Origin of the sequence: Paenibacillus sp. PK1-4R (assembly GCF_030369595.1) — a bacterium.
GTDB lineage: Bacteria > Bacillota > Bacilli > Paenibacillales > Paenibacillaceae > Paenibacillus.
This window is the reverse complement of record NZ_CP126535.1, coordinates 6559740-6577580: the sequence shown is the minus strand read 5'-3', so window position 1 is coordinate 6577580 and position 17841 is coordinate 6559740. Positions and strand designations below refer to the sequence as shown.

The window sequence follows — 17841 nt, the reverse complement described above, 5'->3', positions numbered from 1 at the left end:
GTGGACTTCATGTACTTTTTTGTATTGGAGGTGGTTGGATTTGAAGAACCGTTTACTTGGAATTCATATGATTGTGCAAAATGAAGAACATCATCTGCCCCGCTGTCTCGACAGCTTGAAGCATATCAGCACGGAATGTTTTATCACCGATACTGGCTCATCTGACCGTACACCCGAGATCGCCAGAACGTACGGAGCAACGGTGTTGCACGCCTGTTGGCAAGATGACTTTGCTCATGCACGAAATATCAGTCTGCCTCTGGCGAGCACGGAATGGGTCCTGTGTTTGGATGCCGATGAGTATGTTACGCAGGGATTGGAAGAACTGCTGAATTATTTACCTAAAGTCCATAAAAGCATTTCGAGATTACGTATTGCCATAGAGAATCGATACGGTGAAGGGGTAGAAGAGAGCGTTATCTCTCAGCCAGTGAGGCTGTTCCGTGCTCATCAGGGATATCGATATGCGGGACGCGTCCATGAGCAGTTGGTTCGTTGTATGCCAAGCAAGCTTGTCCTGGATGAGGCTGCTGATATGAATAAGAGCGAGACCTATACAGATGAACAAAGCCAATTGATCGAGACTGAACCGCTTGCTCCACTATGTCTGGTTCATGATGGATATCTGGCCTCTACGATTGCGCAAGAGCATAAGCCAAGACGTAATTTGAAACTGATTGAGCGGGAACTCGCAGATGAGCCTGCACAGCCTTTTCACCTGTACAATCTGGGAGTAACGTATTGCCAGCTTGGTCAGGTCGAAAAGGCAATTGAAGCGTTCCGTGAATCATTGCGCCTGGCAGAGTCGCTCGCGCCATATCGTTCTACTCTGGTTAGGGATTATGCAAAGACCCTTGTAGGATCGGAACATTACGACGAGGCGCATGCAATTCTGGCTGTGGAAAGACAGCGTTATCCATCCTATGCTGATCTGCATCTGTTGTATGGGGAGACGTTGGAGCAGCAAGGTTTGGAGGAACGTGCATATCAATCCTATGCACGAGCAACGAACTGCCGGGAGGGAATAGACCGTGTTGGACACAGTGATGGCAGTAGCGCGATAGGCACGTCATACGTAACAGAAGCAGGTTCAGACAGTTACAGAGCCTATACCGCCATGGCAAGACTTGCGCAGAAACGGGGATTCCTTAATGAGTCTGCACATCTGTACGGGCTGGCTCTGGACAGCATGTTCACATATGCCCCGGCATGGGCAGGGTTGGCAGATGTGCTGCAACAATCCGGTGAAACGGATGCGAACATAGCAGAAACATTGCTTGCCAGATGCCGAGGAATCAAGGAATCGGGCCGCGGTGATTCGATTCGTGGTGAAATGCCACATTCATATGCAGTGAAGAATGAGGATCATCTGGTGTATGTGATCTATGTTCTAGCAGGCTGTGGAGCATATGAACAGGCATTGAAAATACTGGATGCAGATGCGCGTACTGCTCGTATCCATGTAGCGGATCGAATACATTGGATGTTATGTGCGAATAGGGTTTCCGAAGCACTACAACTGGCAGAAGAACACTGGAGCGTAGGGTGTGTAAATGAAGTCAATCTGCCGGCTGAGCACAGAATGGATTGGGCACTGGCTTGTTGGACCAACGGATTACGATTATCCGAGGCGTTCCTCGCAACTACGCTTCCACAAGAAAAGAACGTATGGAAGGTCATGGATCGACTGCTGAATCAGTTAACCAAAGAGCCGCGAAGCATAAAACCTGCTTCACAAGAACAAAAGCTTATGCAATGGGGTCCGCAGGCAGAGATGGTAGCAGAAAAGGTTGTGCAGCAAGCCGTAAAGACAGGACAGCTTACACTTGCTGAGCAACTGCATGAGTTGCGGGCCATGATGATGCGTGACCATTGGGGAACGGCTATAACTTTACGACGGGAGTTTGCAAGTCTGCTGTATCGTCAGGGGTATACCATGGTAGCCGCGAACATCCTCATTCAGTGCATGACCGAGAGTGAACTGGATGCTGAAGGTTTATTCTGGCTAGGTGAAACGCTGTATGCCAAAGGCCACAATGATCATGCGCTGTCTCTGTTCGAGCAGGCTCTGGAGCAGAAGCCTGATATGCGGCAGGCCCGAGCTGGAGCTGCTGTATGTTACATGCGGTTGGCAATGGAGGCGATTCGGCAGGAAATGGTTCGTTCTTCATCTTCGGGTGTACTCGATGCACAATATACTGCACTGGAACAAAGGCTGGGAACGACCGAAGGCATCCCGTGGCGTACGCTTTTCCAAGCGAAGGAAAGGAGGAATCAGCTTGCGAGCGGAACGAATTTCCCTATGCATGATCGTGAAGGATGAGGAAGAGTTGCTGCCTCATTGTCTTGCCAGTGTCCAGGGAGCGGTGGACGAAATTATTGTGGTGGACACCGGTTCGTCGGACCGAAGCGCGGAGATTGCGCAGCAATATGGAGCGGTGGTTGTGGGGTTTGAGTGGTGCGAAGATTTTGCCGCAGCACGGAATGCTGGCCTGGAGCGCGCTTCCGGCGACTGGATTCTCTTTCTTGATGCGGACGAGGCGCTCGATAGGGCTGCGCGGGAGCAGATCATGAGCTGGACGACGGTCAGCGGATGTGACGGATTGTTTTTAAACATTCATAACTATACAGGTACGGGTCAGCAGGGGGTTACCGTGAATCCGGTTTTGCGTCTCTTCCGTAATGCCCCGGAGCATAGGTTCGAAGGTCGAATTCATGAGCAGATTGCGGGGGCGATTTGCCGTAGGAACCCAGAGGCTGCTTTTCATGTGACGGACATGGTCATCCATCATTATGGGTATCAGACGGCGATTGTGGAGCGCAAAGATAAAGTGAACCGTAATGTCCGCCTGCTGCAACAGGCAGTGGAGGAAGAACCGGGTCAGCCTTTCCATCACTATAATCTGGGCGTCGAGTATTTGCGTGTGGGGGAAGCAGAGAGGGCGTTGGAGACGTTTGGTGTGGCTCGGATGGGTATTGATCCTGCGGTGACCAGTTACGCGCATCTGCTGTTCAAGTATGAAGTTCGTTGTCTCCAGCATCTGAATCGCTGGCAGGAGGCATTGAATCGCATTGATGCTGCGCTTGAACTCTTTCCAGAGTACACGGATCTGATGCACCATCGCGGGGTATGTGCAGACGCATTGGGCGATGCAGATCAGGCAGAATATTCGCTCCGTGAAGCTGTTCGCATGGGGCCACCTCCGCCCATATACCATACGGAAGAAGGCATCGGCACTTATCAGACGTGGTATACGTTAGGGCGATTGCTCGAAGGAAGGGCAGATCTGGAGGGTGCGGTGGATGCTTACGTGGAAGCGGTACGTGCCAAATCGAGTCTGTTACCGCCGCTCTATCGGATATTCCGAATTATGCGAGTCTCCGGGCAGGAACATCAGATTCCAGAGCTGGTGAGGGAGCGCTTTGCGCTCAGTTCGGAAGAGGCTACACACAAAGTATTGGGCATTCTGGAGCAATCTCGTTGTTATGATGCGGCTTTGCAATTGTTATCGGTTATATCCTCACAACCTTCCGCAGAGATGAGGGAGCGTTTATCTGTGGCGGAGGCGATGCTCCAAATCCAACAGGGAAGATGGAACAAGGCGCGTCTGAAACTGGAACCTGTGCAGCGGAAAAAAGGGCTGCTCGCGATCTCGTCTGCTCAATGGCTCGAACGTTTGGAGTGGATAGAAGGCAAGGAAGTCAACGGAGATGATCCATTAACCTTGTGGTTGAAGCTTAGTTCGCAGGTGGGTGAAGGAACGAATGAGGAATCTGCTGTGCAGACAGGGAGAACGGTTGGTCTGAGAGCGACAAAGAAGAAGGATATGGACTCCAGCATGGACGTAACGGTTGCGGGAGCAGAGTATGATGGCTGGCAGGCGCTCGGACTGTTGATGGAAGGGTGTGTACAGTCAGGGAGATGGAAAGAGCTGCATAGCCTGATTCAGATGTGTCGACAGCAATTGGCGGGAGAAGGGTTATCGGTGGGAGAGAGCGTTCGAGTGGGAGAGAAGGAGAAAGAGATGGAAGGGAAAAAGGAAAAAGGGCAGATGAGTGACATTGAGTCGTTCCCCGGGGCTTCGGATACCCTGACGGGAACAAGCTGGCTGGTGAAAGGATTGGTCAGTGCTGCGGATCATCATCTGGAGGTGTTCGCTCAGCATGCAGATGGACAGAAGCACCGTTGTTGGCCTGTCGTTCAGCATATTCGGCTGGAGTTGCCGGGAGCGGACGGGTTTGAGAGCTGAGAGGGTATCAGGCAGGTCCGGGAGTTCAACTTAATTCAGCGGGCTAATGGGTGGGGCTGAACTTCGTTGGTGAGGGGTGGTGATGAATATGGGCATAGGGATTAGCTTGTGTATGATCGTGAAGGATGAAGCCGGGTCACTCCAGCGGTGCTTGAATGCAGTCAGGGATGTTGTGGATGAGATCATCATCGTGGATACTGGATCGGTGGATAATACAATCGAAATTGCCCGCCTTCATGGTGCCGTTGTAATCCGAACGGAATGGAACGGAGATTTCAGTGAAGCCCGTAATCTGTCGCTGGCCGCTGCTACGAAACCGTGGATTCTGGTGCTTGATGCGGATGAAGTATGGGCACAGACTCCGCAGATGAAGACAGAACTCATGCAGTTGTTAGCGACAAGCAGGGACGACGTATGGGGGTACTGGATACAGGTCACAAGTCTGCTGGGTGTGTCCGGTGAAGAGCGTGTGACGGATGCGGTATGTCGATTGTTCCGAAACGATCCCCGAATTGCCTTTCAGGGCAGAATTCATGAAGAGATCGCTTCATCTATCATGGCACTGGCTCCGCAAGGTGTGCTTCATTCTGGGCTTGAGGTCATTCATTACGGATATCTGGAGCAGGCGATTACCGCTAAAAATAAAGGTGCGCGGAACATGCAGTTGATTCGTTTCGCGTTGAATCAGGAGGGCGATCAACCGGAGCTGTTATATGCTCTGGCCGCCGAATGGTTTCAGCAAGCGAAGTATGATGAAACACTCCGTTTGTTACAGCCATTATTGGCACAACTTATGCCGGATTGCGGATATCACTCGGATCTGGTGCTGAAAACGGCTTACGCCTGGCGAGAGATTGGCAGCCCGGAACGGGCGCTTGCTGTGGTGGAAGCATGGGCGCCTGTGTATGAGGATTTTCCGGATTTGTTGGAGCTTGGTGCTGTACTAGAACTGGATCAAGGGAGAGAGGATGTGGCCTTGAACTGGTTAAAACAGGCTAAATCAGCTGCTTCTACAGCCAGCAGGTATACATCAGTCTCTGGTGCTGGGACCTATCGCAGCCTGACGCTGGAAGGCATGGCATATGAGCGGGCTGGCCGTTGGGCAGAGGCAGAAGCCGCGTACATAGCGGCGCTGGGCCTGCAATCCGGCAGCTCGCCTGCATGGCAGCGGCTGTTGTTGCTCGCCGCAGCCACAGGGCGGCCGCACGCCATCGCCAGCGCCGCGGCTCGGGTAAGCTTGCCGCCTGCGGCATGGCAAGCGTTGATCCCGGCCGCGCTTGCCGCGCATCGGCCGGAGTGGCTGCTGCGCCATGCGGCGGCGCTGGCTGCACCGCTGCGGGCCCAGCCGCTGGCCGCCGGGCTAGCGCTGGCCCAGCTGGGCGAGGACGCCGGGGCTCGGGCGGCTTTGCAGCCCTGGGCGGCGCATGCGCAGCACGGGCCAGAGGCGGCGCTCGCGCTGTGGGCGCTGGGCCACAAGCAGCCCGGCGGGCGCAACGCCCGAGCGGCGGCTCGCCATGCGGCAGCACTGCCCGCAGCGGCCCACGCCGCCGAGGCGTTGCTGCAGCGCGGGGCCTTGGCCCGCGGCAGCGGCAGGGCATGCAGCTGCGGCAGCCTGCCCTGCGGCGCAACGCCCGGCGGCTCGCCTCGCGGCCCGGCCGCGTCTGCGCCGGGCTGCGTGCTCGCCGCTGCGCAAGCGCTCGCCAGCGTAGGCGCCTGGGCCGCATGGCTGCGCCTGCTGCATGCCCTGCCGCCCCGCGGCGCGCTGGCGTTGCTCGCAGCGCTTCCGCCTGCGGCACGCTGCGGGCTGCTGCGCGCACCCGCGAGCGTCCGCGAAGGGCTGCTTGCGCTGTGCGGCACGCCTGATGGCGCGCAGCAGCCCCACGCGGACGAAGTGCCCGCCTCGGAGCGCACCGCTCACGCGCTCCTCGCGGGCACACTCGCGCTGCTCGCCGGGCGGCAGAACCTGGCGCGTGAATGGGCCGAATCGGCCCAACTCACTGCGCGGCAACCTGCCGCCACAGGTCGCCCGGCGAAGACAATCCCGCCGGGCCTGCACACCCTGCTGCGCCTGACAGCACCCGGCGCAGCCTCTGCCAAAGAGTACACCAACCAGTGCAACATGTTACTGGTACACCTATAATTTCCTTTAATCTTTAATCACTAATCACTGATTTCTAGTCTCTAGTCCCCAACCTCCATCCCCATATATTCCCGAACTAGCCCATCCGATTGAAATTGCAAAAGCAACGGAGCTACCGGTAATCGGAGCATTGCCCGAACCGTGTATATTTCCGTTGCTAATGGGTCGAACCCTCAAGTCCGCAATTTTCCACTCTGCTCTTAACTCAACGTAACCCAATTTGTCTCAAGCTTTGCATATCACCGCTCGAAAACAACGGATCGGCGTGCCGTACATATCAGACCAGATGGCATCGTCTGGCTCTTTCACGTTCAGCTTATCTTCAATGGTTAATCCGGTGACAGCCATGATTGTCTCCAGCAGATCAGGGCGCATCTCGGGGACATCGAAGGTAGCGATCAATTGTCCGTTTGGCTTCAGTACCCGGGCGAATTCCCGAAACGCCCGCAACATTGTGCCCGTATCCAGATGCTCCAGTACAGAGATACAGAACACCCGATCAAACTTACCCGACTCGTACGGAAGCTGGGCCAGATTAGCCTTTGCACGGTGCAATCGGACGAGAGTTGATTCCGGAAGATCCTGGGCGGCTTGCTCGCCAAAATCAGAAACGATATCCAGTCTTATCGCCTCTTCAGACAAAATACGTTCATCCCAGTCGCAGGCGTGAACCTCGCGGCAGTGTTCGGCAAGCCAGAATTTGAACGGATGGGAGATGCCGCAGGCTGCATCAAGGACAACATCGTCCGGACGTGCAAACCGCCGGGCCCATTCATATTCGTAGGGACGGCTCCACCATGCCGGATGCAGCGGGAAGACCAATGTGTCCGTTTTAGGGTCACTTTGCCGAATGTATCTTGATTCCATGAATTCCGTTGCCTTGGGCGTATCCATCATCCCCGAATTCCCTCCTTTAATCCTGTCTCTGCCAAAAAAGATTCCAACACTGTGCACCACCGGCTCCGCCACCTGGCAAGATCATAGGACAATGCAGTCTCGCGCGCATAGATTCCCAGTCGTTCTCGCTCGGCCCGATCCTGTACAAGACGTACCAGTGCAGCGGTTAGTTCCTGCTCATCAGGAGGTACCAATAGCCCGTTAAACCCATCCTGAATCAGATCATTCAATCCGCCAACATTGGAGGCAATCACCGGAAGTCCACAGCTCATTGCTTCCAGACAGGCATAGGATGTGCCTTCCGAGAACACGGTTGGAATTACGGCAATATCTGCCTGATGGTAGGCCTCCCGAATATCCCGGAAATCATACGTGCGCTGGTTAATTCGCTCCGCATGTGGATGAGTACGATGCCAGTAACGAAAGACTCTCCCTACCGTACTGCCTTCGACCAGTTCCCCGGCAAATTCAACCTCCAGATCCGGAAAGGCTCCAAGTAGTTTATCTGCTGCCAGCATCATTGGAATAATACCCCGTTCCATGCTGATGCGGCGTGGATAGATAATGCGAATTGGGCGGGGAGAGGTCACACGGGCCTCCACAGTTTTCTTTTCAACCTGCCCTTGAATCGGACCATTAACCTGATGCTCAGCATCTGCTTCTGCTAGAATATCTGTAGCCCAATCCTTTGAATATCGGTGGTTATGAGCAAACCTATACGTTTCGCCATCTGCCCCGACTTCTTCCAGTTTCGATAACTGCAAATGGAGATCTACCGTTTCTTTCCCCTCTGGTTCTTGATCGCTATCTGTATCCCCACCTCCATCTCCGTTAGCCTTACCACTGTTCGCTCCAGCACAACTCGTTCCGCCCTGGCCTTTTACAGCTTGCACCCCTGATATAACTGCACCAGCATTCTCCTCATAACTCGCCAGATCATTCTTCCATGCGACAAGCCATTCGTCTTCCTGTTCTTGCTCAAAGGTTCGCGTTGGTGGGGCAGGTGTGAAATAGGAAGTATCCACCGCATTGGGAATCAGGACAACCTGTCTTGGATCGGTATAGGTGCATGCAGCTCGGCAAAAGGTCTGGAAATGAGAATCCACGGATACAATGCGCACGAGTCCATCCAGAGCCAGTTGAATATGTTCCGCCACTTGTTGTTTGGTCTCCAGTGGAAGTCCGGGACGATCCCAGTTAATGCCGTGACAGATGCCAAGACTGCCGGGTTTGTAGGTGATGGGTTGCCACAGACAGCTGGCATAGATCACTGGGCCGCGCGCTGCTGCTGCCATCCGGTCAAAGGCTTCCGGTACATTATCCATGTCGTACGAATAACCAAATACGTCAATCTGCTCCGTCCGAGTCTGGAATGCTTCAAAATAGGACAGCTGATGAACCTCGGGAATATGCCCGAGTCCTCGGATGACACTGCACAGATCCAGAATGTAGCGTTCCAGTCCACCCCCAAATACACGACCGAATTCCCGGTTGTACCCGTCGGTGAAACTATGCGTCAGAATACTTACCACGCCCATCTCACGGTCCCTCCTTCCAGGGAATCAGCCGAGGTTCCGGATCGAGAATAGACTCGTAATGTGCAAGATTGCCCCACTCACCGCTAGGATCAATGCGCTTGTAACGCAAATATTTACGAACCCGGTCCTCCAGACTGCCTGCCCAGCCGAGATGCTGAACCTTCAGTTCCGTACTGACTCCAGGCAACACAGTGCAGGACAAGGGAAGACGGGGAACATGATGATTCTGTTGTGGATAAAAATAAGGATATCCAGGCATATACCGTACAAGTGAAGCCGTATGCCGTTTATGCAGACACCAAAGTTCATCTTCCCGGTAGTGGGTCCGGCCACCCCACATGTCGTAGAAACGAAATGCAAACCAGTCTGCATATTCCTGATTAATCAGAGTGCGTATGGCTTTCTTGGCCTCTAAGCTGTACAGCTCATCCGCATCAACTGAGAGCAACCAGTCGGGACATGTTCCCGCAGCAGCTTGCCATAAGGTGTTGCGAAGGCGCCATTCCTCGGCGAACAGTGGTTTCTCCAATACCTCCAGACGGACTACCTTCGAATAGGCTTTGCATATGTCCGGTGTTCCGTCTGTGCTGGCATCGTCTACAATGACGATCTCATCCACGAACTCACTCAGATCATGCAATACTTCTTCAAGGTATCGGCCACGTTCGTTGCGAACCTGGAGCATGGCGGTCAGCTTGTTACCTTTGTTTTTGCGAACCCGACGAATGGAGAAGGGCTCTTTGAATACACTTGTTTCCTCTTGTGTTATAGCTGCATTCTGTTCTGCCTGACCTTGTGAATCACCCCAGTGATGCACTTGGCTTCGGATGTCCTGTGTTGGTTGTGCATGATCCGGGGTGTGATCTCCATTTTCCAATGCGTCTGTATGTGTTCGATCGACTGTTTCGGTTGGCGTGTAAGTGGTTTCGGTTCGGATATCCCTGTGCACCATTGGCCCATTCAACTGTTGTCTACGCTTCTTCGGGTCCAGCATCATGGCACCTCCCCAAGCAATTGCTGTACAGCATAATCCAACAACTCCAGTTCGACAATCCGGGCGAGCGCATCTTCATCCTCCAGTGCCGTTTCGAGAAAATGTCGGACTGCCCCGTGCCGTTCCCCTCGCAGTGCCAGCGCACTGCCGGATAATTGCTGATAATCCCGGCGACTGGCATCATCCTGAATATCGACTGCATGCACCAGAGCCAGTGCCTCTTCCACACGTCCTGTCTCCTGATAAATGCGGAATTTCCAATGTCTCGCCGTTTCTCCGCCAAGTTCGTCCAGGATACGCAGGGCGTTTCCGTAATCATCGTTCATACGCAGTAGTTCCGCTCGTACAAGTTGATCTTCTCCTGCCTCAAGCCAGCGACATAACTGTTCATAATGATGCCGTTCTTGTTCATCTGCTGCACTAATTCCGTACACCCGCAGGGCGTCCTCCAACTGTCCGGCCCGGGCATGAATGGCAGACAGGAATCGATAATGGGAAACCACACAATCACTGCGACCGTTCATGACCGCGTGGGTGAAGGCCTCTTGCAGCGAATGGACGGCCCGCCGATCTTCAAGCAAGTACTCATAGGCTGCCAGCAAAAAGGATATCGTCTCATGTGGGCCTGCTTTGGCTCGGAGCTGTCGGTAGAAGTCGGCACGTACACTGCATTGAAGCAGGCTGACGCTATCCGAAGTGCCTGACAAGACCTGCCGCAGCGCATGCAGGAAGAACAGTTCGTAGTCCCGGAGAGGGACTTCGAGATCATCCTTTTGCATCGTACCCGCAGGTGCAGGGTCTTCGCCGCCCAGCCAGATAACACGTACGCCTTGGAATAACAGCTTCATATAACGTGTCTCGGAGGATGTGCCTACCAGATCGGCGATGCCGACCAGTTTGGAAATACTGCTCTCCCATAGGGGAGAAGATGATTCTTCCCCAGCAGGCTCAGGGAGCAGGGCGATACATAGCTCCGGCTCCAGCGAGGCTGTAGCCATTAGCCAGTAGGGATGGGCGACTACGGCTACGGTGCGAGGTTCCAGCAATAGCTGCTCGGCTTCAGGGAGGGAGATGACGGTAATGACCGGAGGTACATCTTCTGTTTGCGTCAGGCTGCTGACATAGTAGACCTCTCCCTCGATCGACAGCAGTGCAGCAATATCGGGATAGGGAAAGGATGACCAGCCACCTTTGCGAGGGAAGAGAACATATCGGACAGGGGGCTGTGTTGTGCTGGCCTTATCCAGGCTGGCTTCGGTGTCTTCACCTGGCAGTGGTGCAGGTTTTTCCATGAAAAGTTCACCTCACCTTGACTGTAATATGGAGCGTCATTCGCTCTGCATGTACTGCATGCTTTCACTTCATATGTAAAGCCCTCACGGTACTTCGCATGATATGCCTGAGACTAACATATGGGCATTCCGTCCCAAACATGAGTATCTTCCATGAATAGATGAAGTTGGCAAGCTATGATAATAGGCTGAATTTTATCTTTTGTGTGACCAGGATCACTTTTTTTTGCTCTAGAGACGAAGATTGTGATAATTCTCACATGTATAAAATAGGTAATCTGGCACAATACGTTCATCAACGTATTTGGCGGACAGACAGCGAAGGTGCAGCTTCAATGCCAGATACGCATACTGCGAAGTGAACAGAAAGAAGGGGTAACGGTATGGATCCGATTATGTTATCGCGTATCCAATATGCACTTACAACGATTTTCCATTTCTTTTTTGTCCCGCTATCCATCGGTCTTGTACTGTTGGTTGCAATCATGGAGACGTTGTACGTTGTTAAGGGTAAGGAGATCTACAAAACGATGGCCAAGTTCTGGGGCAAGCTGTTCCTGATTAACTTTGCCGTCGGGGTTGTCACAGGTATTCTGCAAGAATTCCAGTTTGGCATGAACTGGTCCGAGTACTCTCGGTTTGTGGGAGACGTGTTTGGTGCGCCACTGGCTATTGAAGCGCTACTAGCGTTTTTTATGGAGTCTACATTTATTGGGTTGTGGATATTCGGATGGGATCGTTTGTCCAAAAAAGTGCATCTGGCCTGCATCTGGCTGGTGTTTGTCGGCACATTCCTGTCCGCGCTGTGGATTCTGGCAGCCAATTCATTTATGCAACATCCTGTCGGGTTTGAGATTAACAACGGCCGAGCCGAGATGAATGATTTCTTTGCACTCATCACAAATGGTCAGCTTCTCGTCGAGTTCCCACATACAATCTTTGGGGCATTGATGACAGGGGCTTTCGTCGTAACCGGGATTAGTGCCTACAAATTGATGAAAAAGCAAGATGTGGAGATCTTCCGCAAATCGTTTAATATTGCGATCATTATCGCTCTTGTTTCTTCATTCGGCGTCGCATTCTCGGGTCACTTCCAGGCGCAATATCTGGTGGAGACACAGCCGATGAAGATGGCAGCCAGTGAGGGCACATGGACAACGACAGAAGATCCGGCGCCATGGACGGTGGTCGCTTTTATCGATCCGGATAAACAGGAGAGTACGGGTGAGATCAAAATCCCTGGATTGCTCAGTTACCTGTCCTACAGCAAGTTCTCCGGTAGTGTCAAAGGCATGAAGGAGCTTCAAGCGGAGTATGAACAGACGTATGGACCGGGGGACTATATCCCGCCAGTACGGACAACGTTCTGGAGTTTCCGTATCATGATTGCAGCGGGGGGTTTGATGATTGCACTGGCGCTATACGGTACGTTCCTAGCCATGCGTAAGAAGCTGGAGGTCGCTGGGAAGTGGTTTATGCGTCTGATGGTATTTGCCATATCCTTGCCGTTTATCGCCAATACATCAGGTTGGATTATGACCGAGGTTGGAAGACAGCCATGGACGGTATTTGGTTATATGACCACCGAAGCCGGAGTCTCACCGAATGTATCCGCAGGAATGATCCTGTTCTCGACCATTGCGTTCACAGCTGCGTATACGGTTCTCGGTATCGTGATGGTATACCTGTTCGTACGTGAGATCAAGGCAGGGCCGTTTGCGGTCGAGAAGCCAGAAGATCACGATGAATCGGCCGATCCGTTCGGCGTGGATGGAGGTTATTCCGTTGTCACTAAGTGAGTTGTGGTTTTTGCTGATTGCCGTATTGTTTGTTGGTTTTTTCTTTTTGGAAGGATTTGATTTTGGTGTGGGGATGTCTACAGGCATTATTGCCAAAACAGACCGTGAACGCCGGACCCTGATTAACTCGATCGGTCCGTTCTGGGATGGTAATGAAGTATGGCTGATTACGGCGGGGGGCGCGATGTTTGCTGCCTTCCCGCACTGGTATGCGACGTTGTTCAGTGGTTTTTACCTGCCACTTGTGGTGGTGTTACTCGCCTTGATTGGCCGCGGAGTTGCTTTCGAATTCCGCAGTAAAATGAAACAGCAGCGCTGGCGCAAAACGTGGGACATCATCATTGTTGTCTCCAGTGCGCTCTTGCCGTTCCTGTTCGGCGTGGTCTTTGCCACGTTGATGAAAGGTCTGCCCATTGATGGGGAGATGCAGTTGCGTGCAGGATTCCTCGATATTGTTAATCCGTACACCGTGATTGGTGGCTTGAGTGTAACCCTGCTGTGTCTGGTTCATGGATTGCTGTTTGCATCACTACGAACAGTAGGTGATCTCAGAGAGCGTGCCTTGAAGACAGCGCAAAAATTGATGCTGCCGCTGGCTGCACTGCTCGCCGTTTACGCGTTAATGACGTATTTCATGACCGATGTATTCGCCGTACGCGGCTGGGCTCTTTGGATCATGGTTGTACTTGGCGCAGTTTCGCTTGCACTTGCGGCATACTTTGTTCGTCAGAAGCGTGAAGGTTGGGCTTTTGGAATGACTGGGGGAGTTATTGCAATTGCCTTTGCCTCGGTCTTTATCGGACTTTTCCCAAGAGTGATGGTGAGTTCCTTTGGGGCGGCATATGACCTGACTGTATACAACGCCGCATCCGGCGCTTATTCATTGAAAGTAATGACAATTGTAGCTTGCACATTGCTGCCGTTTGTTCTTGGTTATCAGATCTGGAGTTATTATATCTTCCGCAAACGTCTGAACGAGCAGCACCACCTGGAGTACTGATATGGGACGGGGGCTGATGAAGCTGCCGGGCATCCGGCCTGTACTGGCGCTGGCATCAGCGCTGGTACTGTTGCAGGCGATGACGATCATGATGCAAGCCAAATGGCTGGCACAGGCCATCACGGCATTGTTTGAAGGTTCATCCGTAACGGAGCAGTACCCAGTACTGCTGCTGTTCCTGGCTGCTTTTGCCGCCCGCTACGCCTTATCCTTCTGGTTACAACTCGTGACCTCACGATATGCGGAGAGGACAGGGACTGATCTGCGCAGACAGATGGTGGAGCAGTGGTTCAGGCTCGGGCCGCGTTATGCCAAGACGGAAGGCACAGGCCATATGGTTACACTGGCACGTGAGGGAACAGCACAATACAAGACGTATCTCGAACTATTCATTCCTCGTATGCTGGGCATAGGATTCACACCTATCGTCATTTTGCTGTATGTGTTCAAGCTGGATCTGATGTCCGGGGTTATTCTGATGCTGACTCTCCCAATCCTGATCGTGTTCATGATTCTGATTGGCCTCGCTGCGCAGCGGAAGATAGACGGACAATTCCGATCCTACAAAGCACTCGCTAACCATTTTGTCGATACCTTGCGAGGTCTGGAAACACTGAAAACACTGGGACAAAGCAGAACACACGAAGGGTCCATTTTGCGGGTCAGTCAGCGGTATCGGAAGGCAACGATGTCCACCCTGCGCATGGCTTTTCTTTCTTCGTTTGCACTCGACTTCTTCACCATGCTGTCCGTTGCTTCCGTGGCAGTTGGTCTGGGATTACGTCTGACGGAGGGGCATATGCTGCTTGGCCCTGCGCTGACGGTACTCATTCTCGCTCCCGAATATTTCCTGCCTGTACGTATGCTCGGCGCTGATTACCATGCCACATTGGACGGTAAGGAAGCCGGAGCGGCTATCAACCAAGTGATTGAACGGGGGAAAGCTGCTGAACAGAAACAAAAAGAAGCCTATGCAAATGTTGTTGCACATCCGGTTACGGCAGAGGATGAGGCTGGATCTACACCATCATTATATTTGGGTAAAAGGAAAGCCAGCACTTCGACCATACGTGTCGTGTTGAACGATAAAATGGCTGCGGGGCATCTTGCTCCTGATCCTGCTTCTGTTTCTACTATTCCTGAGCTTGTTTCTTCCGCTTCCTCAGTGTTCTCCTGGAATGAGAATAGCAGATTGGCTCTAACGGATGTACAGGTACGGCATGATGATGAAGGTCCTTATTCGCTAAAAGATGTCACATTTCAGATCACGGGTCTTGGCAAAATCGGTATTATTGGCGCCAGCGGAGCAGGTAAATCCACGTTGATTGATGTATTGGCTGGATTTCAGCTTCCTACTTCAGGCCAAGTATTAGCCAACGGACAGCCTGTGACACAGGATATGCTTGAATCCTGGCGAAGACAGACGGCAGCTATCCCGCAGCATCCGTATATTTTCAGTGGAAGCCTGGCCGATAACGTTCGTTTCTATATGCCGGAGGCTTCGGATGCGGAAGTGGCCAAGGCCATTAGCGCAGCTGGATTAACCAAGCTACTGTCTTCATTATCCGGTGGACTACATGAACTTATTGGGGCTGGTGGCAGACAGCTAAGTGGTGGGCAGGAGCAACGGGTGGCGCTGGCAAGAGCTTTGCTTAGTCAACGGAACATCCTGCTGCTTGATGAACCGACAGCTCATCTGGATGTAGAGACAGAGTATGAACTGAAACAGACGATGCTGCCGCTGTTTGATGGCAAACTTGTATTTTTGGCTACCCATCGTCTGCACTGGATGCCGCATATGGATCGAATTATAGTCATGGATGGCGGCACGGTGGCAGAGACAGGAACACATCAGGAACTGCTCGCAAGGCAAGGTGTATATTATCAGATGATTCAGGCCCAGATGGAGGCGATATAAAATGAAGTCCGGATATGAGCATATGGAGACCGTCCGTAACGGAAAAGAAAAAAATAGCTGGATTGCTCCGTATGTGGCACAGTACCGCTGGAGATTCCTTGCAGTCATTGCGCTAGGCACTTGTGCTGCCTTGTGTGCGGTATTGTTGCTGTTTACCTCCGGATTTCTGATCTCCAAGTCTGCGCTGCGTCCTGAAAATATTTTGATGGTGTATGTACCTATTGTTGGGGTACGTGCATTTGGGATATTCCGCGCCGTGTTTCGATATATCGAACGATTGGCAGGACATGATGCCGTACTGCGTGTGTTGGCTGATCAACGGGTGAAGCTATATCGCATTCTGGAGCCACAGGCCCTGTTCCTGCGCTCTCGTATGCAGACAGGAGATGTACTCGGAGCACTTGCCGATGATGTGGAGCGGTTGCAAGATATCTATCTGCGTACCGTGTTTCCTGCCGTTACCGCGCTTGTGATGTACGGTGCAGCTGTGAGTGCTTTTGGCAGTGTAGATCTGGGATTTGCGGTGTGGATGGGCTTGTATATGTTATTTCTCGTTGCCGCGCTACCTGCGATCTCTCTGAAAGTGACGTGGAAATGGCGTGTGCGGCTGAAAAAGGAAAACAGCAGGTTGTATACCCGTCTAACTGACGGTGTGCTTGGACTGGGAGATTGGCTTGCAAGTGGACGAGCCGCAGAGTTTGTTCAGCAACAGGAAGAGGCAGAAGAACAGGTCGACGCAGTTCGTCGCAAGTTGAGGCGTTGGATACGTTGGCGTGATCTGATGGCTCAGTGCGTCATTGGCCTGATGGTAGTATCGGTTACGTTATGGGCTGGAAACGCCGCTTCTGTCGGACAATTACCTTCCGTAATGATTGCTGCTTTTGTGCTGGTGTTATTTCCGCTCACGGAATCACTTCTGCCAGTAGGGGATGCTGTGGAGCATCTTCCACAGTACCGGGAATCACTGGACCGCTTGAAACAGCTGGAAGGGAAAGGGTATCTTCCGGGGCAGAATGGAGCGGATGATGTTGGCGGAACGGGCGACTCGATCTCTGCAGTAAAAAACGGCAACGTGATGGTTAGACAGACATCGGAGTCCTTGCCAACTGCTAGTGATATCCCTGACAGACGAATTCGTCTTCGCATTCCGCCCAAACTCAGAGCAGACATCGAGATCAATCACGTTAGTTACCGCTATGCATCTGATGATACTTATGCCGTACAGGATGTATCCCTTCATCTGCCACAAGGCAAACGTCTGGCTATTCTTGGACGAAGCGGCGGCGGCAAATCAACCTTGTTGAAGCTGATTCAGGGGGCTTTACGTCCATCTGGGGGGAAAGTTCTGATCAATAATATGCCTGTGCAAACCTTGGGTGAGAGTGTCACTGATGTCATTGCGGTGCTGAATCAAAGCCCACACCTGTTCGACACCACAGTAGCCAATAATTTGCGGATTGGACGTCCGCATGCAACAGATGAGCAGATTCGTCAGGTGGCCGCCCAAGTAGGTTTATCCGGTCTGATCGAATCCTTGCCGCAGGGATATGATACGCCGATGCTGGAGACAGGTCTGCGTTTCTCCGGTGGGGAAAGGCAACGAATTGCACTGGCCCGGGTACTGCTCCGGGAGACACCTGTTATTATATTGGATGAACCAACCGTTGGGCTTGATCCTGTGACTGAACGCGAGTTGATGCGAACCATTCTGGATAGCTTGCAAGGCAAAACGATGATCTGGGTCACCCATCACCTGATTGGTGCGGAACAGATGGACGAACTTATTTTTATGGAAAATGGAAAGATTGCCATGCAGGGTTCTCACGAACAATTGCTGGCTGGGGAAGAGCGATACCGCCGTCTCATTGAACTTGATCGGCCGGGATGGACAGGTCGGCAACAACAAGAACAACCGTTGCCACCCGTAGCTTCCAGATAAGTGTGAGAGTCTGTGAGCGCCTGCGGTTCCAGACGTGTGGATTTTGCATACCAGTCCAGATGGTCGAACTGAAC

At 52.6% G+C, this 17841-nt stretch carries 11 protein-coding genes; 7 read left to right on the top strand and 4 right to left on the bottom strand.

Annotated features, from left to right (window positions below; genetic code table 11):
- Positions 1-40: 40 nt before the first annotated feature.
- From QNO02_RS28545 to QNO02_RS28535, 3 genes are all read left to right on the top strand, one after another.
- The gene (locus QNO02_RS28545; RefSeq protein WP_289390607.1) at positions 41-2323 is read left to right on the top strand and encodes a glycosyltransferase; all 2283 of its coding nucleotides are present in this window, start codon (positions 41-43) and stop codon (positions 2321-2323) included.
- The gene (locus QNO02_RS28540) at positions 2280-4250 is read left to right on the top strand and encodes a glycosyltransferase (RefSeq protein WP_289390606.1); all 1971 of its coding nucleotides are present in this window, start codon (positions 2280-2282) and stop codon (positions 4248-4250) included. The genes QNO02_RS28545 and QNO02_RS28540 overlap by 44 nt, the downstream gene beginning before the upstream one ends.
- Before the next feature lie 112 nt (positions 4251-4362).
- Positions 4363-6390, top strand: a complete 2028-nt coding sequence (locus QNO02_RS28535; protein WP_289390605.1) for a glycosyltransferase family 2 protein — start codon at positions 4363-4365, stop codon at positions 6388-6390.
- A 225-nt stretch (positions 6391-6615) separates the two neighbouring features.
- On the opposite strand, the gene QNO02_RS28530 is transcribed toward QNO02_RS28535, so the two are convergent.
- The 4 genes from QNO02_RS28530 to QNO02_RS28515 are packed head-to-tail and all read right to left on the bottom strand — an operon-like array spanning position 6616 to position 11111.
- Positions 6616-7287 (bottom strand): class I SAM-dependent methyltransferase, encoded by a 672-nt coding sequence (locus QNO02_RS28530; RefSeq protein ID WP_289390604.1) that lies wholly within the window; start codon positions 7285-7287, stop codon positions 6616-6618.
- Entirely contained in the window at positions 7284-8825 is a 1542-nt protein-coding gene (locus tag QNO02_RS28525) for a glycosyltransferase family 4 protein (RefSeq protein ID WP_289390603.1), read from the bottom strand. Before QNO02_RS28525 ends, QNO02_RS28530 begins: the two co-directional genes overlap by 4 nt.
- Before the next feature lies 1 nt (position 8826).
- Positions 8827-9822: a glycosyltransferase gene (locus QNO02_RS28520; protein WP_289390602.1), complete on the bottom strand. Its 996-nt coding sequence runs from the start codon at positions 9820-9822 to the stop codon at positions 8827-8829.
- A complete protein-coding gene (locus tag QNO02_RS28515) occupies positions 9819-11111 on the bottom strand; it encodes a tetratricopeptide repeat protein (RefSeq protein WP_289390601.1) in 1293 nt (430 codons plus the stop codon). Before QNO02_RS28515 ends, QNO02_RS28520 begins: the two co-directional genes overlap by 4 nt.
- Before the next feature lie 383 nt (positions 11112-11494).
- Between QNO02_RS28515 and QNO02_RS28510 the strand changes: the two genes are divergently transcribed.
- Genes QNO02_RS28510 through cydC form a run of 4 tightly spaced genes read left to right on the top strand, consistent with a single transcriptional unit; the run spans position 11495 to position 17767 of the window.
- Positions 11495-12910: a cytochrome ubiquinol oxidase subunit I gene (locus tag QNO02_RS28510; protein WP_047840834.1), complete on the top strand. Its 1416-nt coding sequence runs from the start codon at positions 11495-11497 to the stop codon at positions 12908-12910.
- The gene (gene cydB, locus QNO02_RS28505) at positions 12855-13910 is read left to right on the top strand and encodes a cytochrome d ubiquinol oxidase subunit II (RefSeq protein WP_240768199.1); all 1056 of its coding nucleotides are present in this window, start codon (positions 12855-12857) and stop codon (positions 13908-13910) included. The genes QNO02_RS28510 and cydB overlap by 56 nt, the downstream gene beginning before the upstream one ends.
- 1 nt (position 13911) lies before the next feature.
- Complete coding sequence (gene cydD / locus QNO02_RS28500) at positions 13912-15828, top strand: thiol reductant ABC exporter subunit CydD (RefSeq protein WP_289390600.1); 1917 nt, start codon at positions 13912-13914, stop codon at positions 15826-15828.
- A gap of 1 nt (position 15829) precedes the next feature.
- Positions 15830-17767, top strand: coding sequence for a thiol reductant ABC exporter subunit CydC (gene cydC / locus QNO02_RS28495; RefSeq protein ID WP_289390599.1), 1938 nt, complete (start codon positions 15830-15832; stop codon positions 17765-17767).
- The last annotated feature ends 74 nt before the right edge of the window (positions 17768-17841 follow it).

Excerpts from the sequence above, each read along its gene's own strand:
- cydD (WP_289390600.1), top strand. The coding sequence starts at position 13,912 with ATGGGACGGGGGCTGATGAAGCTGCCGGGCATCCGGCCTGTACTGGCG.
- QNO02_RS28530 (WP_289390604.1), bottom strand. The coding sequence starts at position 7,287 with ATGATGGATACGCCCAAGGCAACGGAATTCATGGAATCAAGATACATT.
- QNO02_RS28535 (WP_289390605.1), top strand. The coding sequence starts at position 4,363 with ATGATCGTGAAGGATGAAGCCGGGTCACTCCAGCGGTGCTTGAATGCA.
- cydC (WP_289390599.1), top strand. The coding sequence starts at position 15,830 with ATGAAGTCCGGATATGAGCATATGGAGACCGTCCGTAACGGAAAAGAA.
- cydB (WP_240768199.1), top strand. The coding sequence starts at position 12,855 with ATGAATCGGCCGATCCGTTCGGCGTGGATGGAGGTTATTCCGTTGTCA.
- QNO02_RS28520 (WP_289390602.1), bottom strand. The coding sequence starts at position 9,822 with ATGATGCTGGACCCGAAGAAGCGTAGACAACAGTTGAATGGGCCAATG.
- QNO02_RS28510 (WP_047840834.1), top strand. The coding sequence starts at position 11,495 with ATGGATCCGATTATGTTATCGCGTATCCAATATGCACTTACAACGATT.
- QNO02_RS28525 (WP_289390603.1), bottom strand. The coding sequence starts at position 8,825 with ATGGGCGTGGTAAGTATTCTGACGCATAGTTTCACCGACGGGTACAAC.
- QNO02_RS28515 (WP_289390601.1), bottom strand. The coding sequence starts at position 11,111 with ATGGAAAAACCTGCACCACTGCCAGGTGAAGACACCGAAGCCAGCCTG.